Origin of the sequence: Jongsikchunia kroppenstedtii DSM 45133 (genome assembly GCF_000380485.1) — a bacterium.
In the GTDB taxonomy this organism is placed as follows: domain Bacteria; phylum Actinomycetota; class Actinomycetes; order Mycobacteriales; family Mycobacteriaceae; genus Jongsikchunia; species Jongsikchunia kroppenstedtii.
This window is the reverse complement of sequence record NZ_AQYG01000049.1, coordinates 386,098-407,058: the sequence shown is the minus strand read 5'-3', so window position 1 is coordinate 407,058 and position 20,961 is coordinate 386,098. Positions and strand designations below refer to the sequence as shown.

At 65.8% G+C, this 20,961-nt stretch carries 20 protein-coding genes; 13 read left to right on the top strand and 7 right to left on the bottom strand.

Features of this window, described 5'->3' with window-relative positions; all coding sequences use genetic code 11:
• Positions 1–311 (top strand): IS5/IS1182 family transposase (locus tag G341_RS0115985; protein WP_018180171.1); only part of this gene is annotated, 311 nt, incomplete at its 5' end.
• Between the two features lie 58 nt (positions 312–369).
• On the opposite strand, the gene G341_RS0115980 is transcribed toward G341_RS0115985, so the two are convergent.
• Positions 370–1,119: a hypothetical protein gene (locus G341_RS0115980; protein ID WP_155826994.1), complete on the bottom strand. Its 750-nt coding sequence runs from the start codon at positions 1,117–1,119 to the stop codon at positions 370–372.
• A gap of 494 nt (positions 1,120–1,613) precedes the next feature.
• On the opposite strand from G341_RS0115980, the gene G341_RS0115975 reads away from it, so the two are divergent.
• Positions 1,614–1,988 (top strand): hypothetical protein, encoded by a 375-nt coding sequence (locus G341_RS0115975; RefSeq protein ID WP_018180169.1) that lies wholly within the window; start codon positions 1,614–1,616, stop codon positions 1,986–1,988.
• A 155-nt stretch (positions 1,989–2,143) separates the two neighbouring features.
• On the opposite strand, the gene G341_RS0115970 is transcribed toward G341_RS0115975, so the two are convergent.
• Positions 2,144–2,428, bottom strand: coding sequence for a hypothetical protein (locus tag G341_RS0115970; RefSeq protein ID WP_018180168.1), 285 nt, complete (start codon positions 2,426–2,428; stop codon positions 2,144–2,146).
• A gap of 352 nt (positions 2,429–2,780) precedes the next feature.
• Positions 2,781–3,239, bottom strand: coding sequence for a GIY-YIG nuclease family protein (locus G341_RS24190; RefSeq protein ID WP_245557011.1), 459 nt, complete (start codon positions 3,237–3,239; stop codon positions 2,781–2,783).
• Between the two features lie 75 nt (positions 3,240–3,314).
• Between G341_RS24190 and G341_RS0115965 the strand changes: the two genes are divergently transcribed.
• Positions 3,315–3,743 (top strand): nitroreductase/quinone reductase family protein, encoded by a 429-nt coding sequence (locus G341_RS0115965; RefSeq protein WP_018180167.1) that lies wholly within the window; start codon positions 3,315–3,317, stop codon positions 3,741–3,743.
• Positions 3,744–3,765: 22 nt separating this feature from the next.
• On the opposite strand, the gene G341_RS0115960 is transcribed toward G341_RS0115965, so the two are convergent.
• Positions 3,766–4,488 carry a LysR family transcriptional regulator substrate-binding protein gene (locus G341_RS0115960; RefSeq protein ID WP_018180166.1) on the bottom strand — a complete coding sequence of 241 codons (723 nt, stop codon included), beginning with the start codon at positions 4,486–4,488 and terminating at the stop codon, positions 3,766–3,768.
• Between the two features lie 28 nt (positions 4,489–4,516).
• Here G341_RS0115960 and G341_RS0115955 point away from each other — a divergent pair, with 28 nt between their 5' ends.
• The 3 genes from G341_RS0115955 (at position 4,517) to lysX (ending at position 9,822) form a co-directional block, all read left to right on the top strand.
• The gene (locus G341_RS0115955) at positions 4,517–4,912 is read left to right on the top strand and encodes a DUF5997 family protein (protein ID WP_018180165.1); all 396 of its coding nucleotides are present in this window, start codon (positions 4,517–4,519) and stop codon (positions 4,910–4,912) included.
• Positions 4,913–5,098: 186 nt separating this feature from the next.
• Positions 5,099–6,487, top strand: a complete 1,389-nt coding sequence (locus tag G341_RS0115950; protein ID WP_018180164.1) for an alpha/beta hydrolase-fold protein — start codon at positions 5,099–5,101, stop codon at positions 6,485–6,487.
• 5 nt (positions 6,488–6,492) lie between these two features.
• Positions 6,493–9,822, top strand: a complete 3,330-nt coding sequence (gene lysX, locus G341_RS0115945; RefSeq protein WP_018180163.1) for a bifunctional lysylphosphatidylglycerol synthetase/lysine--tRNA ligase LysX — start codon at positions 6,493–6,495, stop codon at positions 9,820–9,822.
• 9 nt (positions 9,823–9,831) lie between these two features.
• On the opposite strand, the gene G341_RS0115940 is transcribed toward lysX, so the two are convergent.
• Entirely contained in the window at positions 9,832–10,971 is a 1,140-nt protein-coding gene (locus G341_RS0115940) for an acyl-CoA dehydrogenase family protein (RefSeq protein WP_018180162.1), read from the bottom strand.
• A 91-nt stretch (positions 10,972–11,062) separates the two neighbouring features.
• On the opposite strand from G341_RS0115940, the gene G341_RS0115935 reads away from it, so the two are divergent.
• The 7 genes from G341_RS0115935 to G341_RS0115905 all read left to right on the top strand — a co-directional run bounded on the left by G341_RS0115935 (position 11,063) and on the right by G341_RS0115905 (position 18,071).
• Entirely contained in the window at positions 11,063–11,830 is a 768-nt protein-coding gene (locus G341_RS0115935) for a hypothetical protein (RefSeq protein WP_026303753.1), read from the top strand.
• Positions 11,831–11,976: 146 nt separating this feature from the next.
• Entirely contained in the window at positions 11,977–12,759 is a 783-nt protein-coding gene (locus G341_RS0115930; protein ID WP_018180160.1) for an enoyl-CoA hydratase-related protein, read from the top strand.
• A 39-nt stretch (positions 12,760–12,798) separates the two neighbouring features.
• Entirely contained in the window at positions 12,799–14,379 is a 1,581-nt protein-coding gene (fadD5, locus tag G341_RS0115925; protein WP_018180159.1) for a fatty-acid--CoA ligase FadD5, read from the top strand.
• A 124-nt stretch (positions 14,380–14,503) separates the two neighbouring features.
• Entirely contained in the window at positions 14,504–15,634 is a 1,131-nt protein-coding gene (locus tag G341_RS0115920; protein ID WP_018180158.1) for an NDMA-dependent alcohol dehydrogenase, read from the top strand.
• 22 nt (positions 15,635–15,656) lie between these two features.
• Positions 15,657–16,505, top strand: coding sequence for a serine hydrolase domain-containing protein (locus G341_RS0115915; protein ID WP_018180157.1), 849 nt, complete (start codon positions 15,657–15,659; stop codon positions 16,503–16,505).
• 111 nt (positions 16,506–16,616) lie between these two features.
• Positions 16,617–17,135 carry a DUF3145 domain-containing protein gene (locus tag G341_RS0115910; protein WP_026303752.1) on the top strand — a complete coding sequence of 173 codons (519 nt, stop codon included), beginning with the start codon at positions 16,617–16,619 and terminating at the stop codon, positions 17,133–17,135.
• A gap of 108 nt (positions 17,136–17,243) precedes the next feature.
• The gene (locus tag G341_RS0115905) at positions 17,244–18,071 is read left to right on the top strand and encodes a sulfurtransferase (RefSeq protein ID WP_018180155.1); all 828 of its coding nucleotides are present in this window, start codon (positions 17,244–17,246) and stop codon (positions 18,069–18,071) included.
• A 140-nt stretch (positions 18,072–18,211) separates the two neighbouring features.
• Here G341_RS0115905 and G341_RS0115900 read toward each other — a convergent pair whose 3' ends face one another.
• Both G341_RS0115900 and G341_RS0115895 read right to left on the bottom strand, forming a co-directional pair.
• Entirely contained in the window at positions 18,212–19,663 is a 1,452-nt protein-coding gene (locus G341_RS0115900; RefSeq protein ID WP_018180154.1) for an acyl-CoA carboxylase subunit beta, read from the bottom strand.
• A gap of 27 nt (positions 19,664–19,690) precedes the next feature.
• Positions 19,691–20,959, bottom strand: a complete 1,269-nt coding sequence (locus tag G341_RS0115895) for a KasA/KasB family beta-ketoacyl-ACP synthase (protein ID WP_026303751.1) — start codon at positions 20,957–20,959, stop codon at positions 19,691–19,693.
• Positions 20,960–20,961: the final 2 nt, after the last annotated feature.

The following is a 20,961-nucleotide window of genomic DNA, read 5'->3' as shown; positions in this document are numbered from 1 at the left end:
TGATCGCCGATCGGGCCTACACCAACGGGGTGAACCGGCGGATGCTCGCTGGCCGCGGCATCAAGACCGTTATCCCGCAGAAGAGCACCGAGACCGACGCCCGCAAACGCAAAGGCTCCACCGGTGGGCGGCCTCCTGCTTTCGATGCAGTCCTTTACAAGGGCCGCAACGTTATTGAGCGTTCCTTCAACGACACCAAGCAGTGGCGCGCCCTGGCCCCCCGCTACGACAAACTCGCCATCACCTACCGAGCCGCCGTGGTCCTACAGGCATGCCTCCGCTGGACACGCCTATTAGGAGACACGCCCTAGCTAGAGGCCAGCTTCACCAGCGCGGAGGTTGAACCGTGAGGGTGGCATGGTGGCAGTCCTAGGGAGAGTACTTTTTCCAGACCCCGTTCGTGCACATGCTGTAGTAGCCATCGGTCGATCTGCCCATAATGAAACCGCCAGTGCAGCTCGTGCCAAGTGTTACCTCGGCAAGGTCGCTCAGGTCGGGTGGTCCCTTGACCCAGACGAGCGAGCTGGTGCCGTTCGAGCCGCACACGATCTCGTCTCCTGTGCCGGGGTCTGTGCGAATGCGGTCCCAGTCATTGCATGAGTCGCCGAGAATCGACTGGGCATCGTCAGTGGTGCTCTGATCGGCAGGGTCTTCGGTCTCGGTGTCCTCGTCGCTGGTCGTGTCCTCGGTGGTCTCGTCTGCTGTGACTTCCGATTCTGAGGTGGTGGGATCTGTCGATGAGTCGACGGTAAACATGCCCTCACAACTGAGTTGCCAGCCCTGATCTGTTTTCACCCAGTGCTGGGTGTCGACCTCGCCGTGAGCATCCCGCGTCTTGACTTGTCCGGTCTTCTCATCGACCGACACGATCGTTTCGTGCTCGCTGGGGGTGCCGTCGTCTTCGCCTCCGAATGCCTCCGAGAGTCCCTTGATCATCGCGTAGCAGGCCGGAACGACGTACGGCTCGATCTGGTCCAGTCGCGTGGCATTCAGCGCCTCGACCTTCTCGACGGTTTGTCGGAGCGACATGTGCCTGGTGTCGTCCTTGTCGAAGTGCCGCCACGCGAAGTAGCCGCCGATGCCGCCGCCGATGAGAAGGACGACCACGATGGTCGACACAATCGCTGCGGCCCGTGCGCCGCCCGACATTCCAGATGGCGGAGGCAGATATGGCGGCGGCGGTCCATAAGGGGGCGGTCCATAGGGTGGCGGGCCGGATGGCGGAGCGGGCGGAGTCTGGTCTGGTGGCCCGTCGTGCTGTCCCGGTGTGGTCTCGTCCGTCATCCTGGCCCCCTTTGTCTGCTCTGCGTAGCTCGCCAAGTATGCGGCCTTCGCCGGCCGTCCGGGGCACAAATCGCGCTTCGAACAAACGTTTGTATAGGCTCATGGTTGTCGCTGCTGCGGAGGTTGAAGTTAGGACGATCTCGCATGCATGCAATGGAACCAATCGCTGGTGCGCGCTGCTCAGTCTGCGCCCGTGAATCCATCGTTGTACCAATCACATTCGCCGATGATCCGATCTCCGGTGACGAGGTCCCGATGCCTGCCGGTCCGCCGCGGTGCGCTCGTGGCTGCCGGGGTGCCGTGGTCGCCGCCGACTCCGACATGCCCGCATGAGCCACACGCCGGGGCGGTCGCCCTACGAGCGTCATCCCGTGCTCACCCAGATCTCAGGCAAGGCCGTCGACGTCGACTGGGAGGGTAAGGGCCTGGTCCTGCGGGTCACCCACATTCGGCGGTTCCGCATCTGGCAGGTGGTGCCGGTCGAGTCGCCGACCTGGTGGCATCACGACTGGTTGCTCGTGCTGCTGCGGGGTGCCCCGCGTCAAGCCCGGTACTACGTGTACGACGACCAGGCCAATGAGATTAAGTCGGGCGAGGAGGTAGCCGCCAAGGCTCGCCGGGCGGTCACCTTCGCCTTGTTCCATCTCGGCGGAGCGCCGATACGGCAGGTCGGGTACCGGGAACCGCACAGGCCGTGGCAATGACTTGGCTCCGTTCGATGTGCTGAGAGCTACAACCCCGCGTTTCAAACGCGAGGCGGCCGACACCGGTACCGGCGCGCGCTGGGCGGGCATCGGAGGTATCGGCCTAGCGATGTAGAGCGGCTTCGACAGCCTCAGCTCTACGCCCCCAGAAGCTCTCAGCGCTGGTCGCGCAGAGTCTCGCGGAGAAGGTCGGTCTCACGCTCGCGCCGCTGGTTTCCAATGTGCATTTGGCGGAGGACGAGACCGGCCAGGAGGAATAGCACTGCAAAGAGTCCAATGCCGAGATAGGCGATCCCGTCTGCGATTGAGGCGACGACGGTTATCAGCAGTAGAAGTAGCCCCACAAGTATGAGTAGTTGGGCGACGGTGCTGCCCTTCTGGCGGTCGGGGTTTGTGCGGCGGCGCGTCATGACTTTGAGTGCGGCTTGCAACGAGTTCATTGGCCACTTCCTGTCCTCTACCTGGCGGACCTCACATTCTGCCTTATGTCCGGTCCGCCCAACTTGCCAGTGTCCAAGACGTCCGATGGTAACGAACTCAACCGGAAGTTTGTGCGGGCTCGGTCCGGTGAAATTGCCGGTGAATTCGAGAGTCAGCGTCAACGACGATCAATCAGCGTCAACGACGAATTTCGTCAAAATTGTTGTGCTGCTGGAATTTTTGGCTAGTCGTCAACGGCGGTCAATGAGCGTCAATGCCGTCGATCATAATCCGCTGGTCCCGGGTTCGAGCCCCGGTCGCCCTACAAATTCGGGTTGTGGCGGGCACGCGGGTGAACCCACCCTCTGACCCTCAGCCGACTCGGTTTGCATAGGGGAGGCTGCCGGCGTGCGCGGCTCGAAAATCTGAGAGCATCTCGCGTTCGACCGTCCTGGGTTCCTCACACTCGCGCCACGCGACCAGCAGCGAGTCGTGATCCGCCAACTGCCAGATCATTCGACCGCCCCAATGTCGCGCGCGGCGGCCAGCCCCGTGTCGGCGGTATGCGGACAACCGCCGCCGCAGATTTACCGCTTTGCCGATGTAGATCACCCGCTCGTCGCGTACCCAGTTCTGCTCTAGCTCGCGCACTGGCAATGTTGGGTCGCCGTTTGACCACCCTGCTGGGCTGACGCCGAGGAATGACGGTTCGGTAGTCGTTGGCCGGATGACGGCGTACACACCACTCGCGCGTGGTGCAGCCTTGGGTGCCAGATCCGCCAGGCCAATGAACCCGGAGAAGTCGCGAAGAATGTCGGGGCGGTCGATCACGGGAATCCATTGTGCCCCGGTCGCCCTACAAATGTCATAGTCTCACAACGGAATACGACTAGGCAGGAGTGAGACATGAGCGACGGCGACGACTGGAACGCATCGATCATCGCGGAGTTCCGAGCGAATGAGGGCAAGGTCGGCGGCCAGTTCGAGGGCGCGCCGCTTGTGCTGCTGCATCATCGCGGTCGTAAGAGCGGCCGGGAATTCATCAGTCCGGTCATGTATCTCCCGAGCGAGACCGACTCGGACGCGATCTATGTCTTCGCCTCCCGGGGCGGCGCACCGACGAATCCGGATTGGTACTACAACCTCATGGCCGCCGACCGCGCCACGGTCGAGCGCGGCACCGAGAGCTATGACGTGAGCATTCGCGACGTGACCGGCGACGATCGCGATCGCATCTTTGCCGAGCAGGCTCGGCGATACCCCGGCTTTGCGGACTACGCGGCGAAGACTGCCGGCATCCGCGTCATCCCGGTCGTAGAGCTCCGTCGGGCGTAGCTACATCCGGCTGCTGACAGCGCTACTTGGGTCCGCGGCGGCCGCGCTGGGCACGCCCCGGTTGTCGGGCGACCTTTCCGGCGGCGGCGCGGGAGGCCTGCTTCGCGAGGGTCTTCTCCCGCGCGGTGCGTTTCGGTGCGGGTTCGGGCTGTCCCCGGGATGAACCCGCTTTGCGGCCCCGAACGATGCCGATGAATTCCTCGACCAGTTCCGACTGCTGTCCTTCCGGAAAGGCAAGTGCCACAGGGCAGGTGGGTGCGGCGACGATCGGTCGGTAGATGAGGTCCTTGCGGTGATGCAGCCGCGCCAGCGACTGCGGAACGATCAGGGCGCCCATCCCGGCGGCGACGAGTTCGACTGCGTCCGCAGTGGTCTCGGGTCGGTGGTCGACCGGAACGCCGGGGGCGTCTGGCCAGGCAACGACGTCGTCGAGCGGGAGCAGAGTCGGCTCGCCATCGAGATCGGCAGCGCTGACCGCATCGGCGGCACTGAGAAGATGATCAGTGGGCACCACCGCTACGGTCGTCTCCTCGTAGAGCGGGATGACGGCCAGCCCAGATGTGTCGGCGGACGGTCGAAGCAGCATCACGTCGACGGTCCCGGCCCGCACCGCATCGACGGCTTCGGCAGCTGCGACGGCCTTCAGCTGCAGCGGAACGTCGGGGTGGCGCTCCGACCAGATCCGGGACCACTTGGCCGGCGTCGCACCGGGGACGTAGCCGAGGACGAGGGAGCGCGGGGTCACCGTGCCAGGCTACCGATAGGCTGGGCCCATGAGCAGGCAGAACGCGCAGTCGATGAAACCCGCAACCGCGGCGAAGAAGCTGGATGTGTACCTGCCCGCGACGCCCGTGGAGTTCCAGGAGAACGCGATCACCCGTGCCGAACTCGCTGCGCTGCAGGAGAACCCGCCGCAGTGGCTCAAGGACCTTCGTAAGAACGGGCCACATCCGAAGAACTTGGTCGCTGCCAAGTTGGGTATCTCAATCGCCGGTCTGGCTCGTGGTGGCGTCGGAGACGCGCTGACCACCGAACAGATCGACCAGCTGCTCGAAGAGAACCCGGACTGGTTGGTCGCGGAGCGCGAGAGCTATCAGCTGGTGCTGCGGGAGCAGCGTCGAGTGAAGTCGCTGCATGCGGAGAAGACCCGCGAGCGTTCGACTTCCTAAGTGTCGATCCGCCCTGTGGCGGTCGGGCAACCTGCGCAAACAGAATTGATCGCACAATGTGTTGGTCGATGAAATATCCGCCATATCCTCGATTCGGAGGATTCGCCCGATCCCTGTGAGTTCGTGACCGCGGCTGGCGGCGGCCTACCAGCTACTTGCCAGGATTCGCCGCGATACTCGCTGATTATGGGCTATGGACATGGCGGGGTGTCGCTGCTCGACGGCTGGTTGCCGATCACCCTGCAGCTGGTGGCCGCTTTCGCGCTCGGCGCCGCGATGTCGGTGTGGCGGAAGCGTTGGTGGGCGATCTGGATCCCCGCGGCGGTCGTTGTCGGCATCGTCTTGTTGCTGGTGGCGATGTGGTACGAGCATTCCGAGGGGCTGGCGTCGGATCCGCCGCCGGCGTTGCTGTGGTGGTGGATTGCGATCTTCGGATTCGCGGTGGCCGTCTTCCTCTTCGGCGTTCGCCGCTTCTCGTGGTGGCGTCGGGTGGTGGCGCTGCTGGCAATCCTGCTGTCGTTCGCGTCGGCAGCCCTGGTGCTGAATCAGTGGGTGGGCTACTACACGACGGTGCAGGAGGCCTGGGGTCAGCTCACGCAGGGCCCGTTGCCCGACCAGATCGACGCGTCCAAGCTCGACAGCTATCGCGGCCGGCCGATGACCACGGGCAAGGTCGTGTCGATCACGACGCCCAAGGATCAGAGTCATTTCACGCACCGAACCGAATACGTCTATCTGCCACCGCAATGGTTCACGGGGCCCACGCCGCCGCAGCTGCCGGTGATCATGATGATCGCGGGTGAGTTCAACACCCCGCAGGACTGGCTGCGCACCGGCAATGCGATCGCGACGATCGACGACTACGCGAAGCAGCATGGCGGCAAGGCGCCGATCCTCGTCTTCCCGGACGTCGGCGGCAGTTTCAACAACGACACCGAGTGCGTCAACGGGTCGCGGGGCAATGTCGCCGCCCATCTCACCGACGAGGTGCGGCCCTACGTCGTCAAGAATTTCGATGCGTCACCGGCCGCGAAGAATTGGGGCGTCGTCGGCTGGTCGATGGGCGGAACCTGCGCGCTCGATCTGACCGTGATGCACCCGGATCTGTTCACCGCGTTCGCCGATATCGCCGGCGATATGGCACCCAATGCGGGCACCAAGGATCAGACCGTCGACCGGCTGTTCGGCGGAAGCATCAACGACTACAACGCCTTCGATCCCACGTTGGTGATGGCGAAACACGGCCCGTACACCGGGGTCTGGGGCTGGTTCGACGATTCGTCGGGAAAGAACGACCCGCAGACGAAGCGGTTCCAGCAGTACATGAAGAACCACCCGCATTTCCAGCATCACGGCCACCCCGGCGGTGGCGGCACCGGCCTCGGCGGCCGCGACAATGCGGGCTTCCAGAAGCCTGGATCGGAGCTGTCGGCCGCAGAGACGCTCTGCAACGAGGCAAAGGCCGTCAACATCGATTGCGCGGTGCATACTCATGACGGGGGCCATACCTGGCAGTTCGCCGAGTCCGCCTTCGCCACGATGTTGGGACCGATGAGCGCACAGATAGGTGTTTGAGGGAGTTGACGAATCGGGTTGGGGTAACGATCAATGACCGTGCGGCGGAGTTCATCGCCACCACCACGAGTCGAATCCTCACGCTCGCCGGGATCCTGTCGCTCGTCCTGATCGTCACCCGCAGCTGGCGGCCGATCGACTATGTGGCCGACGCGGTCAGCGCGCTCGGCTTCCCGGCCGACCGCAGTCTGTACGTCGCCTGCCTGGTCTTCATCCTGGCCGGTGCGATCCGCCGGCGATTCCGGGTGGCCTACGGCGTGATGGCCACGCTGTTCGGGCTGAATGTCCTGAGCCTCATCGGAATCGTGACTCGCGCCGAGCGGCATACCGCGCACAAGTACCACCTGTACGAGACCTGGCATGAGTCGCCCGCGATCGCGTGGACCGTCCTGGCGGCCGGGCTGGTCGTGTTCGTCGCGTTCTTGATGTCGTGGCCGGCGTTCACGGCCCGACTGGCCCGCCGGTCCCTGCCGATGTCGCTGCTGGTTCTCGTTGTCGGCATGGTGATTTCGTTCGGCGTCGCGCTCACCCTCACGATGGCGTTCCCGCACAAGCTGCAGGGCATCCATGAGAAGGTCCGCTGGTCGATCCTGGCCACGTTCGGTGACCATGTCTCTGAGAACACGCCGTTTTTCCATGGCCATGTCGGGTATCACTGGGTGTTCACGATCGTCGGTATCACCTCGACGATCGCGCTGTTGCTGGCGCTCCTAGTGCTCTCGCGCGCGAACCACGCCAATCAGTTCCTCGATCGCGACGAGGAGATCGAGGTTCGCCGGCTGCTGGCCCGGTACGGCGAGGACGATTCGCTCGGTTACTTCGCGACGCGGCGGGACAAGAGTGTGGTCTTCGCGCCGGATGGCAAGGCCGCGGTGCTGTTTCGGGTGATCGGCAGCGTCAGCGTTGCCAGCGCCGACCCGATCGGCGATCGGGAATCGTGGCCGGCGGCGGTCGATGCATGGCTGCAGAACTGCCGCGAACACAGCGTGCACGCGGTGGTGCTGGCCGCGGGAGACGACGGCGCTCAGGTCTATCGGGACGCCGGGTTGCGGACCCTGGATATGGGTGATGAGGCCATCATCAGCGTCGACAACTTCAGTCTCCGTGGCCCGGAGATGAAACCGGTTCGGCAGGCAGTCAATCGGGTGTCGGCCGCCGGGTACACGGCAAAGGCGCGTCGGCATCGGGATCTGAGCGCCGACGAGCTGGCGCAGATCGAAGAGCTCGCGGAGCAGTGGCGCGGCGAGGACGTCGAACGCGGATTCTCCATGGCGCTCAACCGACTCGGCGATCCGGTCGACGGCAACTGTCTCCTGGTCACCGCGCACGACGCCGACGGCCAGATCCGGGGGCTGTTGTCCTTCGTCCCGTGGGGACAGCGCGGGATCTCGCTCGACCTGATGCGGCGTGACCGGGTCGGCGAGAACGGCATCGTCGAGTTCATGGTCGCAAGCGTGGTCGACCATTGCCGCGACAGCGGAGTCAGCCGAATCTCGTTGAACTTCGCCATGTTCCGGTCGGTGTATGCCAACGCCGACAAGGTCGGTGCCGGCCCGGTCACTCGCACGGTCGACTCGTTGCTGGGCTTCGCATCGAAGTTCTATCAACTGGAGCAGCTCTATCGGTCGAATCAGAAGTACCGCCCGATCTGGATTCCGCGGATGCTCTGCTATCAGCCGCCGCTGAGTGTGGTGCGGGCGTCGGTCGCCACCGGCATCGCCGAGGGATTCCTACCCAAACTCGGACCAGCGTTCCTCACCGGCCCGGGTGTGCCGAAAGACCAAGAGGTACGCGACGATCCGGAGTTCCTCGCCGCGGTCGCCGAGATCGAGCGGGACGCGCGCCGGCGTCAGATCCGCGGGCAGCGGATGGGCGATCAGCAGCGCGCGCGGATCGCGAAGATCGATGCACTGGCGCAGTGGGGGATGAGCGCGTATCCGGTGGCTGTCGCGCGAGACACTGATATCGCCGCGGTCTGTGCGGAATTCGGTTCGCTGGCACCGGATTCCACGACAGGACGATCGGTCTCGATCGTCGGCCGGGTGCGTGGTGTGCGTGACTTCGGCGGGCTGGTGTTCATCGACCTCGATGAGGGTGGCGCGCAGATCCAGGTGATGTCCGATGCGCGCGAGACGGATCGGGCGGTGCACGGCTCGTTGCGGGCCGGCGCAGACACCGGCGACCTCGTGAGCGTGACGGGGGAGGTATGCACAACCCGAACCGGCGAGCTGTCGATTCGATTGCGCGACTGGCAGATGGCCGCCAAATGCATCAGCCCGGTGCCGGCCCCGGGCACCGAACTGTCCGACGAGGTTCGCACCCGCAATCGCACGCTGGACCTGCTGACCACCGACGGCGCTACCGAGCTGCTGGTGAAGCGGTCGCGGGGGGTTGCGGCCATCCGGAACACGCTGCAGGGCAAGGACTTCCTCGAGGTCGAGACGCCGATGCTGCAGACCATCCACGGCGGCGCGGCGGCCCGGCCGTTCGCCACCCACATCAACGCCTATGACATGCGGCTGACGCTGCGCATCGCACCCGAGCTGTATCTGAAAAGGCTTGCGGTGGCCGGGCTGCCACGCATCTACGAGCTGGGGCGCAACTTCCGCAACGAGGGAGCCGACGCCACGCACAACCCGGAGTTCACCTCGCTGGAGGTGTACGAGGCGTTCGGCGACTATCGCTCGATGGCTGCGCTCACCCGCGAACTGATCGTGGCCATGGCAACCGCCATCAACGGCGGCCCGGTCGCGATACGTGACGGCGTGACGGTTGATCTCACCGGAGAGTGGCCGGAAATCACTGTGCATCAGGCGGTTTCGAAGGCCGTCGGAGTCACTCTCACGTCGACGTCCACGGACAGCGAGGTCGCCGCGGTCTGTGCAACGCATGGCGTCGAGGCGGCGCAGGACGCATCCGCGGGCCAACTGGTGATGAAGCTCTACGAGGCGCTGGTGGAGAAGCAGACGACGGCGCCGACGTTCTACTACGACTTCCCGATCGAGGTGTCGCCGCTCGCGCGTCCGCATCGCGACGACCCGCGGCTCACCGAGCAGTGGGATCTGGTCGCGTTCGGCGCCGAATTGGGTACGGCCTATTCGGAATTGACCGATCCGGTGGATCAGCGCCAGCGACTCGTGGCGCAGTCACTCGCCGCGGCGGGCGGTGATCCGGAGGCGATGCAGCTCGACGAGGACTTCGTGCGCGCACTCGGTTACGGCATGCCGCCGACCGGTGGCCTGGGGCTGGGCATCGACCGGCTGGTGATGATGCTGCTCGGCGTGCCGATCCGGCCGACGCTCACCTTCCCTTTTGTGAAGCCCCTCGGCAGCTAGCCGAATCGCTCAGAGCCCGTAGGTCTTCGAGATGATGTCGCGCTGCACCTCGCTGGCCCCGCCGACCACGGTTCCGATGATCGCGGACCGCATGATCCGCTCGGCCTCGAATTCGGTGCTGTAGCCGTAGCCGCCCATCATCTGCATGCTGTCGATCGCCATCGTCTTGGCGACCTCAGTGGTCTTCAGCTTCACCATCGACGCCTCCCGCGCGAACATCTTGTCCGGATGCGCGTCGGCCTCATGGGCCATGCTGTAGACGAGTTCCTTCGCGCAGGTGATGTCGGTCGCGTGATCGGCCATCCGATGCCGCAGCGCCTGGAACGAGCCGATCGGCCGGCCGAACTGCTCGCGGTTCTTGATGTAGTCGAGCGTGTACTCGAAGGACCGCTCGGCGAGCCCGACCTGCAGCGCGCCGACGATGAGCCGTTCGGTGTTGAGTCCGCTCATCAGCTGAGTCCAGCCGTTGCCCACGGTGCCGACCACGGCGCTGTCCGGGAGGAAGCAGTCGGTGAAGTAGAGGTCGTTGACCTCCTTGCCGCCCAGGGTGTCGATCGGACTGATCTGCAGACCCGGCGTATCGGTCGGCACGAAGAACTGGGTGATTCCCTCGTGCTTCTTACCCGACTTGTCGGTGCGGGCGATCAGCAGAATGCTCGCCGCGATATGGGCGTTGCTGCACCAGGTCTTCTGGCCGTTGATCTTCCAGCCGCCGTCGACCTTCTCGGCGAAGCATGACAGCGCGCCGACGTCGGAGCCGGCCCCGGGTTCGGACATCGAGATCGACAGCACGTCGCCGGCAGCCGTCCCGGACAGCACTCGCTGCTTGATCTCTTCGCTGGCGAATCGCTGGTAGGCGAGCGCGGCGATCATCGTGGTGCCTGCGGCGCTGATCGGTGCGCCGCCACGGATGGCCTCCTCCAGGAAGATGCACATCTCGACGTGACCGCCGCCGCCACCGCCGTAAGCCTCGTCGAGAATGATTCCGGCCCAACCGAGGTCGCACATCTTCTTGTACAGCTCGGGTGAGTGCGGCTTGGTGCCACCATCGGTGAGTTCGTCGCGTCGCTCGCGCGTTCCGACTTCCCGCTTGCAGAAATCGGCGACGGCGGCGGCGAATTCGGTCTGTTCCTGGGTGAACTGTGGCATCTGAGACTCCTGGTGCGGGCTAAGCGAGCGACCGTTCGGTCGGATGGGATCAATATACTGCGGTGTGACGTGGGCCGTACCCTGGTTGCCGATGAGCCCCAGTGACAACTCGCCCGACGACAAGATCGACGACCAGCGTGCCGACGAGACCGAGGTCGACCAACCCGATGCCGCGCCGGACGGGCCGCAGCCGGAGGTGGACGCATCCCACGGCGAGGCGTACCTCGAGTCGAACCGCCTCAACCGCGAGAAGATGCGCGCCCGCGAGGCGAAGAAGGACGCCCGGTCGGCCCGGGTCTCGTCGGTCACCGGCCGGATGCCGAAGGTGGACTGGTCCAAGCGCGGGGTCGTGATCAGTCTGATCACGGTGCTCGGCGGGTTGTTCATCATCACCGGCGGGCTGTCGATCTGGCTGTGGACGGAGCGCTCCGATCTGCAGCAGCAGGTGCACGACCTCAAGTCGCAGCCCACTGACGCCGCTCGCTCCGCAGTGATGGAGGCGGCCAAGAACGGGATCGTCCAGTTCGGCACCTTCCAGGCGGATCAGCTCGACGACTGGGACCAGCGTCTGCGGGCGGTGACCACCCGCGGGTTCGCGCAGACCCAGCTGGCCAGCGGACAGCTGAAGCAGGCGGTCAGTCAGACCGGGGCGTCGTCGGAAGGTGTCGTCACCGATGTCGGCATCGAGTCCATGACCGCCAACAGTGCAGTCGTGGTCGCCTTCCTGAACCAGACCTATCGCAACCCGGACATCCTCAAGATGTACCCGAACGGCCAGCCATATCTGACGCGTATCAAGTCGACGCTGAAGCTGGTCGACGGTCATTGGCTGATCGACAGTCTCGACATCGTCAGCTGACCGACACCCTCCTCGCGGCCGGTTGACCTGCACGATGTCCGACCTACCGAGCGCTCCGTCTTGACAGGATCGGCCGCTGACGGCACAGTTGCCGATATGTGACGCGGCTCGCATCGGCGGCCGGCTCAGAAGGGGAATGGACTCAGATGGCGGAGCAGGGCCTGGTCACTCGCCTCGATGAACGCGGAATCGGTTGGCTGACGATCGATCGGCCGGATCGGATGAACGCCCTCGACGGTGCGACGGCGGATCGGCTCGTCGCCACTCTGGCCGACTGGTCGGAGAACCCGGATGTGCGCGTCGTCGTGATCACCGGCGTCGGTAAGGCGTTCAGCACCGGCGCCGACATCGTCGACATGGCACAGGCCGAGCCGCCCAAGGACGCCGAGGAAGCAGCCGAGCGCGCGGCGCAGACGATCGATGGCGGGTCCGACCTCGCCCGCGCGGTCCGCGACACCCGAGTCCCGGTGATCGCCGCGGTCAACGGCGCGGCAGCCGGCGTGGGGGCGTCGCTGGCCATCGCCGCCGACCTGATCTATGCCAGCGAGAAGGCCTATTTTCTGCTGCCGTTCGTGAACATCGGCCTGATGCCGGATGGCGGAGCCACGGCCACCGTCGCGGCGGCGATGGGCCGGGCGCGTGCGGCTGCGGTCGCGCTGCTCGGCGAGAAGCTTTCTGCCACCGATGCTTTCGAGGCGGGCCTGATCACCGCCGTCGTGCCGCCCGATGACCTGGAGGCCGTCGTCGACACGGCGGCCGGGAAGATTGCCGCCAAGCCCCGTCGGGCGATGGAGCTGACGAAGGCGGCGCTGAACGGCAGCAGTCTGGCGGGACTGGAGGATGCGTTCGCGCGCGAGCGGTCCGGGCAGATCGAGCTGCTCCAGTCCGCCGAATTCCGGAGTGCCATAGCGCAATTCAGCGCCAAATAACTGAACTTTTCATCATCCGCTCACCTCGCAAGGAGAAGCATGTCTGCATCGTTGGCCGAACCGCAACGCTCGCGCCGAAACCATTGGAACAACCACGTGCGCCGGCACGCGCAGATGATGCCGGATGCCGAGGCCCTGCGGTTCGTCGGGCAGGCGACCACCTGGGCGGATCTGGACCGGCGGACGCATGCCTTCGCGGCGGCGCTGCGTCGACGCGGCGTGCAGTTCGGCGACCGCATCCTGATGGTGATGCTCAACCGCACCGAATATGTGGAAGCGGTGCTGGGCGCCAACATCATCGGCGCCATCGCGGTGCCGGTCAACATTCGGATGTCACCGGCCGAGATCGCCTTTCTCATCACCGACAGTGGTGCCAAGGCGATCGTCACCGAGACCATGCTGGCCCCGCTGGCGTCGGGCGCCGCGGAGGCGGCCGGCGGTGTGGATCTGACGATCGTCGTCGGCGATATGGCCGGCGACGGGTCGGAGGGGTATGCGGACCTGGTCGCCGAGGATGCGTCCGACCTCCCGGAAATCGACATCCCGGAAGACACCACCGCGATGATCATGTACACCTCGGGTACCACCGGTAAACCCAAGGGCGCCATGCTGTCTCACGCCAATCTGCAGGCGCAGGTGGGCACCTGCATCCAGCTGGGCACGGCCGGCCCGGGCGACAAGGGCGCCTTCCCGGCTCCGATGTTCCACATCGCCGCGCTCGGTGCGATGGCGCCGTCGCTGTATCTCGGCTGCTGCTCGGTGATCCATCCGCTCGGGGCGTTCGATCCCGACGCGCTGCTCGACATGCTCGCCGAAGAACAGATCACCTCGATCTTCATGGTCCCGGCGCAATGGCAGGCGGTGTGCGCCGCACAACAGGCGAACCCGCGAAAGCTGGCCCTGCGCACCATGATCTGGGGTGCGGCGCCCGCGTCGGACACCGTGCTGAAGGCGATGGCCGAGACCTTCCCGGAGGCGGCGAACTACGCGGTGTTCGGTCAGACCGAGATGTCGCCGATCACCTGCGCGCTGGAGGGCAAGGACGCGCTGCGCAAGCTGGGGTCGGTCGGCAAGGTGGTACCGGCCGTGACCGCCCGCATCGTCGACGGCGAGATGAACGACGTGCCGGTCGGGCAGGTCGGGGAAATCGTCTATCGCGGGCCGAATCTCATGTCCGGCTATTGGCAGAACGAGCAGGGCACCGCGGATGCGTTCGCCGGCGGCTGGTTCCATTCCGGGGACCTGGTCCGCCAGGATGACGAGGGTTTCATCTACGTCGTCGACCGCAAGAAGGACATGATCATCTCCGGCGGCGAGAACATCTACTGCGCCGAGGTCGAGAACGTGCTGTTCGCCCATCCCAAGGTTCTCGAGGCCGCGGTCATCGGCCGGCCCGATGACAAGTGGGGGGAGGTGCCCGTCGCGATTGTCGCGTTGAAGCCGGAGCATGAGCTGACGCTCGCGGAACTGGAGGACTACCTCAACGACAACCTGGCCCGGTTCAAGCATCCCAAGGATCTGGTCGTCATGCCCGAGCTGCCGCGCAACCCCAGCGGCAAGGTGGTCAAGCCGACGTTGCGGGCGCAGTACGGAGGCAAGGATGCGGGTCTGGCGCGCTGAGAACTGTAACGTGTTCCATTTTTGCGGGAATATGACTACGCTCGCTTACGGAAGCGGCGCGAGCCGTCGATCACTTGCCGGATACGGTCCGGCCGCAATGGTATTCGAATAGAGGTACTGAACTGTGAAGACCAAGGGCGCCATCCTCCGGGAGCTCAACACGCCGTGGAAGATCGAAGAGATCGAGATCGGCGATCCGAAGGCGCACGAGATCAAGATCCGTATGGAAGCGGCGGGCATGTGCCACTCGGATCATCATCTGATGACCGGCGGCATCCCGATGGGCGGCTTCCCGATCCTCGGCGGTCACGAGGGTGCCGGCGTCGTGGAGCAGGTCGGCGAGGGTGTTGCCGATTTCGAGGTCGGCGACCACGTCGTCCTGTCGTTCATTCCGTCGTGCGGAAAGTGCAAGTCCTGCAAGGCCGGCGTCGCGAATCTCTGCGACTTCGGCGCCATGCTGCTGCAGGGTGAGGCCGTCTCCGACCACACCTTCCGCATCCACACCGCGGACGGCCAGCCGGTGTACCCGATGACCCTGCTCGGCACCTTCAGCCCGTACATGGTGGTCCACGAGGCCTCTGCGGTGAAGATCGACAAGGACGTCCCGTTCGAGGTCGCGGCCCTGTGCGGTTGCGGCATCCCGACCGGCTACGGCTCGTCGACCCGCAGCGGCGACGTGCGTCCGGGTGAGGACGTCGCGATCATCGGTGTCGGCGGCGTCGGAACCGCCGCGCTGCAGGGTGCCGTGATCGCCGGCGCGCGGAACGTCTTCGCGATCGACCCCGTCGAATGGAAGCGTGAGCAGGCCCTCAAGTTCGGTGCCACCCACGCCTTCGCGTCGGTCGAAGAGGCGATGAACGAGATCGGCAACGCCACCGAGTGGGGTATGTGCCAGAAGGTCGTCGTCACCGTCGGCGAGGTCTTCGGCAAGGACGTCGACACCTGGCTGAGCATCACCGCGAAGAACGGCACCTGCGTGCTGACCGGCATGGGCAACATGCTCGACACCGAGGTGACGCTCAACCTCGCGATGCTCACCCTGCTGCAGAAGAACCTGCAGGGCAGCATCTTCGGCGGGGCCAACCCGAAGCTCGACATCCCGAACCTGCTGTCGATGTACAAGATCGGCAAGCTGAAGATCGAGGAGATGATCACCCGCCAGTACAGCCTCGACCAGATCAACGAGGGCTACCAGGACATGCTGGACGGCAGGAACATTCGCGGGGTCATCCGCTACACCGACGCGGACCGTTAAGCCCGCTGACTACAGTGATCGGGTGAATTCGACACCCGGATCCTCGGCCCTTCAGTCCATCGCTGAGTGGCCGGTAGACAACGCCGGCGCCGCGATCGTCTCCGCTTCCGGGGAGACGATCGCGGCGTTCGGCGATTCCGGGCGGGTGTACGAGCTGGCATCGGTCACCAAACTTCTTGTGGCCCACGCGGTTCTGGTCGCGGTTGAAGAGGGCGCGGTCGAGCTCGACACCCCGGCCGGTCCGCCGGGATCGACGGTGCGACACCTGCTGGCGCACGCGTCGGGGCTGGACTTCACCACCGACGAGATCCGAGCGGCGCCGGGCGAGCAACGCATCTACTCGTCCACCGGCTACGAGGTGCTGGCCGACACGGTCGAGTCCGCCACAGAGATCCGTTTCGCCGACTATCTGGCCGAGGCGGTCTGCGAGCCCCTGGGTATGACCGCGACCGCGCTCACCGGACCGGCCGGGCACGGCGCTCAGTCGACGGTCGCCGACCTGTCGCGGCTCGCGGCCGAGCTGCTGTCGCCGCGCCTCATTTCGCCGGAGCTGCACGCGCAGCAGACGTCGGTGCAGTTCCCCGGGATCGACGGGTTCGTCCCCGGGTATGGCCGTCAGCGGCCCAACGACTGGGGTCTGGGGCCGGAGCTGCGCGACAGCAAGCGGCCGCACTGGACCGGCGCATCGAACAGTCCGCAGACGTTCGGCCACTTCGGTCAGGCCGGCACGTTCCTCTGGGTCGATCCGGTGTTGTGCGCGTCGTGCGTGGTGCTCACGGATCGCCCGTTCGGCGCCTGGGCCAAGCCGCTCTGGGCCGACTTCAACGACACCGTCGTGACGGAAATTCGCACGATGAACAACATTCACTAGCGCAACACGCGTCTCATAGGGTATAATCGGTCTCAATAATGTGATATTTGCACCTGAGTCTCGCAAGGCCGTTGGGGAAGACGTTCCTCGTCGAGACCGGAGGTGTTGAAGGTGCGCAACTTGAACCAGTTTGCGGACGTGACGACGGGTGTTGTGTACGTGCACTCGTCGCCGGCTGCGTTGTGCCCGCATGTCGAGTGGGCGCTGTCGTCCACCCTGGACGCCGCCGCGAATCTCAAATGGTCGGCCCAAGAGGCCGATCCCGGCCTGCTGCGGGCGACCGTCGACTGGGTCGGCCCGGTCGGCACCGGGGCCCGGCTGACCAACGCGTTGCGGGAATGGTCGGCGTTGCGCTTCGAGGTCACCGAGAACCCGAGCGACGGCGTCGATGGCGAACGCTTCTGCCACGTACCCGGTCTTGGTCTGTGGCGCGGATCGATGAGCGCCAACGGCGACGTGATGCTCGGCGAGATGCAGCTGCGCTCGCTGCTGGAGAACCACGCCGACGGCGCGGGCCTGGGCGGCGCGCTGGATGCCGCGCTCGGCACCGCCTGGGACGAGGCGCTGGAGCCCTACCGGATGGGCGGCGTCGGCGCCGAGGTCACCTGGCTCAAGCAGCGCGTCGGCTAGCCCCAGGTCGCACACCCCACTCCCAACGACAGACCCCACTCGAAATCGAGTGGGGTCTGTCGTCGTCTGTGGGGACTGTCGACCGCGTGCCCGTGGTACTGGTAGTCCATGGGTTCCGTACTGATCTCGGTCGACGAACTGCGGACGCTGACCGCGCCGGTGGTCCTCGACGTTCGCTGGCAGCTGGGCGATCCGGATGGGCGCGAGCATTACCGGGGTGGACACATCCCGGGCGCGATCTACGTCGACCTGGATGCCGACCTCGCGGCGACGCCGACGGCCGCGGCCGGGCGGCATCCCCTGCCGGATGTTGCTGACCTACAGGAGTCGGTGCGGCGCTGGGGGATTGAGCCCGACAGCAGTGTCGTCTGCTACGACGACCTCGGCGGCCAGGCGGCGGCGCGTGCCTGGTGGCTATTGCGATGGGCCGGGGTGGCCGACGTACGGCTGCTCGACGGTGCGTTGGAAGCGTGGCGGTCCGCCGGGCTGGAGCTGGAGACCGGGGACGAGTCGACGCCCGCACCGTCATCGATGGTGCTTACACCGCAGCAGCTTCCGACGATGACGATCGACGAGGTCGCCGAGTTCGACGGCGTCCTGCTCGATGCGCGGGCCGGCGAACGCTACCGCGGCGAACAGGAACCGATGGATCCGCGGGCTGGTCACATTCCGGGTGCGCTCAGTGCGCCGTCCGGTGAAAATCTCACGGCCGATGGGCATTTCCGTTCGGCGGCGGATCTGCGGGCGAGGTTCACCGAGCTCGGCGTCGCCGCCGGCACACCGGTGGCCGCCTACTGCGGATCCGGTGTGACCGCCGCGCACGAGGTTGCCGCGCTGGCGATCGCCGGCTTCGAGGCGGCGCTGTTCCCCGGGTCCTGGTCGCAGTGGTCTAACAACCCATCCCGTCTCGCCGCGACGGGGCCCGATCCGGGGTAGATCCAACTCGTGCGTGCACTTCCAACACCAGAGACCAGTCGCGAATACGCTCAGCTGTGGGAAAAGCGGGCCCGAGAAGCGAAAGACCCCGGTCCATAACGGATTCCGGGGTCCCTCGGGGAAGCGCTGCGATCAGTCGATCACAGCGGGATGTTCTTGTGGCGTCCGCGGCGAGCGGGGGCCGATGCCAGCGCCTCCGCGATGATGCTGCGGGTCTTGGCCGGGTCGATGACCTCGTCCACGACGCCGATCGACTGCGCGCGACCGATGCCGCCGGCGATGGCCTCGTGCTCGACGGTCAGGCGCTCGTGCAGTTCCTCGCGCTCGTGCTCCGGCGCGGCGGCCAGCGCCTTCTTGTGCAGGATGCCGACGGCGGCCTTGGCGCCCATCACGGCGACCTCGGCGCCCGGCCAGGCGAAGACCGCGGTGGCGCCCAGGGCCCGTGCGTTCATCGCGATGTAGGCGCCGCCGTAGATCTTGCGGGTGACCAGCGTGACACGCGGCACTGAGGCTTCGGCGAAGGCGTGCAGCAGCTTTGCGCCGCGACGGACGACGCCGTCGAGCTCCTGGCCGAGTCCCGGCAGGTAGCCGGGGACATCCGTGACGACGATCAGCGGGATGCCGAACGCGTCGCACAGCCGCACGAAGCGGGCGGCCTTCTCGGCGCTGATGGTGTTCAGGCAGCCGCCCATGCGCAGGGGGTTGTTGGCGATGACGCCGACGCTCCGGCCCGACAGCCGACCGAAGCCGACCACGATGCTGGGCGCCCATTTGGCCTGCAGCTCTTCAAAACTGGAGATCTCGGTCTCGCCGTCGGCGGCGATGTCCTTGTCCAGTAGGCCCTCGACGACCGGGTGCACATCGTAGGCGCGCCGGTTCGACTCGGGGAGCAGGGCTTTCAGGTCGGTGTCGCCGGCCTCGGCCTGCGTGCGGCTGAAATGTCCCTGCTGACTGAAAGTTCCGACGAGCCGGCGGGCACGCCACAGGGCGTCCGGCTCGGAGGTGGCGGTGATATGAGAGACACCCGAGTTCTTGCCGTGGGTGACCGGACCGCCAAGGGTTTCCATATCGACTTGCTCGCCGGTGACGGTCTTGATCACGTCCGGACCTGTCACGAAGACGCGACCTTCCGGCGCCATGATGACGACGTCGGTCAGGGCGGGGCCGTACGCGGCGCCACCGGCGGCAAAGCCGACAACAACGGAGATCTGCGGGACATAACCAGATGCCCGCACCATGGCCTCGAACACACCGCCGACAGCGTGCAACGCCTCGACACCCTCGGCGAGGCGAGCCCCGCCCGAGTGCCAGATACCGACGACCGGCGCCTGCTCGGCGATGGCGGTATCGATGGCGTTGACGATGTGCTTGCAGCCCACCACACCCATGGCGCCGCCCATGACGGTGCCATCGGTGCAGTAAGCGACGGTGTAGACCCCGTTGACCCGACCGGCGGCAGCCTGCACGCCGGACTTGTCACGCGGGTGCAACAGCGACATCGAACCTTCGTCGAAGAAGTTCGTCAGCCGCAGCAGGGGATCGCGCGGGTCGGCTTGATCCTCATTGGTCGCGATCGGGGCCATGGTGGTCATCGTCAGTCTCCTTGGTTACTCGGTCGGTCAGTAGCGCCCAAAGGCGAGCGCCACGTTGTGCCCACCGAATCCGAATGAGTTGTTGATGGCGTAATCGATCTGCCCGTAGTGGGGCTCACCCGAAACGACGTTGATGTCGCACTCGGGATCCTGGTTCTCCAGGTTCAGCGTCGGCGGAATGACCCCGTCCTCGATGGACTTCACGGTCAGCACCGACTCCAGAGCGCCGACGGCGCCGATGGAGTGACCCAGAGCCGATTTCGGCGCGTACACCAAGGGGTGATCGCCGATCGCGGCCTTGATGCCCAACGCCTCGGCGGTATCGCCGAGTCCGGTGGACGTCGCGTGCGCGTTGACATGGCTGACGTCCGTCTTGGACAAGCCGGCGGTCTGCAGCGCACGGGTCATCGCCCGGGCGTTGCCCTGTCCACTCGGATCCGGCGCCACCAGATGGAAACCATCGGAGGTGATACCGGCGCCGAGCAACCGTGCGTGGATGTGTGCGCCGCGAGCCAGCGCATGATCCTCGCGCTCGATAACCATGAGTGCAGCAGCCTCGCCGAAGACGAAACCGTCGCGGTCCTTGTCGAACGGACGCGAAGCCGCGGCCGGATCGTCGTTGCGCGTGCTCATCGCCCGCATCATCGAGAACGCCGCGATCGGCACCGCATCGATGTGGCCCTCGACGCCGCCGGTGACGACCATGTCGGCGTCACCCATGACGATCGACCGCCAAGCGTGGGCGATGGCCTCGGCACCCGACGCGCATGCCGACACCGGGGTGGTGACACCTGCGCGGGCTCCGATGTGCAACCCGACCACTGCGGCCGGGCCGTTCGGCATCGCCATGGAGACGGCCAGCGGAGACACCTTGCGGTAGTTCTTCGTGGACTCCATGATCTGCACGGCGTCGACGAGGGCATCGCCGCCGCCGAGTCCGGTGCCGAGCACGACCGCGAGGCGGTCCTTGTCGACATCGGGGGCTCCGGCGACGTCATCCCACAGGCGCTTGCCCATCACGTAGGCGACGCGCTCGACGTACGCCATGCGCCGCGCCTCGATGCGGGTGACCTCGGTGGACGGGTCGTTCACCAGCTTGCCGCCGATGCGGCAGGGCAGGTTGTACTCGTCCAGCCAATCGTCCGTCAGCTCGCGGATGCCACTCTCGCCGGCAAGCAGACCCTTCCAGGTGGAGTCGAGATCTTCACCCACCGATGTGGTGGCGACCATGGAGGTCACCACCACGTTGGGGAAGTTCCCTCCGAGGGTGGAGTAGTCACGTAGAGAGTCAGCCACGG

What these genes read in the sequence shown, in the direction of transcription:
- G341_RS0115955 (WP_018180165.1), top strand. Translation starts at nt 4,517, where the DNA reads ATGAGCAGGCAGAACGCGCAGTCGATGAAACCCGCAACCGCGGCGAAG.
- G341_RS0115970 (WP_018180168.1), bottom strand. Translation starts at nt 2,428, where the DNA reads ATGAACTCGTTGCAAGCCGCACTCAAAGTCATGACGCGCCGCCGCACA.
- G341_RS0115965 (WP_018180167.1), top strand. Translation starts at nt 3,315, where the DNA reads ATGAGCGACGGCGACGACTGGAACGCATCGATCATCGCGGAGTTCCGA.
- fadD5 (WP_018180159.1), top strand. Translation starts at nt 12,799, where the DNA reads ATGTCTGCATCGTTGGCCGAACCGCAACGCTCGCGCCGAAACCATTGG.
- G341_RS0115905 (WP_018180155.1), top strand. Translation starts at nt 17,244, where the DNA reads ATGGGTTCCGTACTGATCTCGGTCGACGAACTGCGGACGCTGACCGCG.
- G341_RS0115950 (WP_018180164.1), top strand. Translation starts at nt 5,099, where the DNA reads ATGGGCTATGGACATGGCGGGGTGTCGCTGCTCGACGGCTGGTTGCCG.
- G341_RS0115930 (WP_018180160.1), top strand. Translation starts at nt 11,977, where the DNA reads ATGGCGGAGCAGGGCCTGGTCACTCGCCTCGATGAACGCGGAATCGGT.
- G341_RS0115940 (WP_018180162.1), bottom strand. Translation starts at nt 10,971, where the DNA reads ATGCCACAGTTCACCCAGGAACAGACCGAATTCGCCGCCGCCGTCGCC.
- G341_RS0115935 (WP_026303753.1), top strand. Translation starts at nt 11,063, where the DNA reads ATGAGCCCCAGTGACAACTCGCCCGACGACAAGATCGACGACCAGCGT.
- G341_RS0115900 (WP_018180154.1), bottom strand. Translation starts at nt 19,663, where the DNA reads ATGACCACCATGGCCCCGATCGCGACCAATGAGGATCAAGCCGACCCG.
- G341_RS0115975 (WP_018180169.1), top strand. Translation starts at nt 1,614, where the DNA reads ATGAGCCACACGCCGGGGCGGTCGCCCTACGAGCGTCATCCCGTGCTC.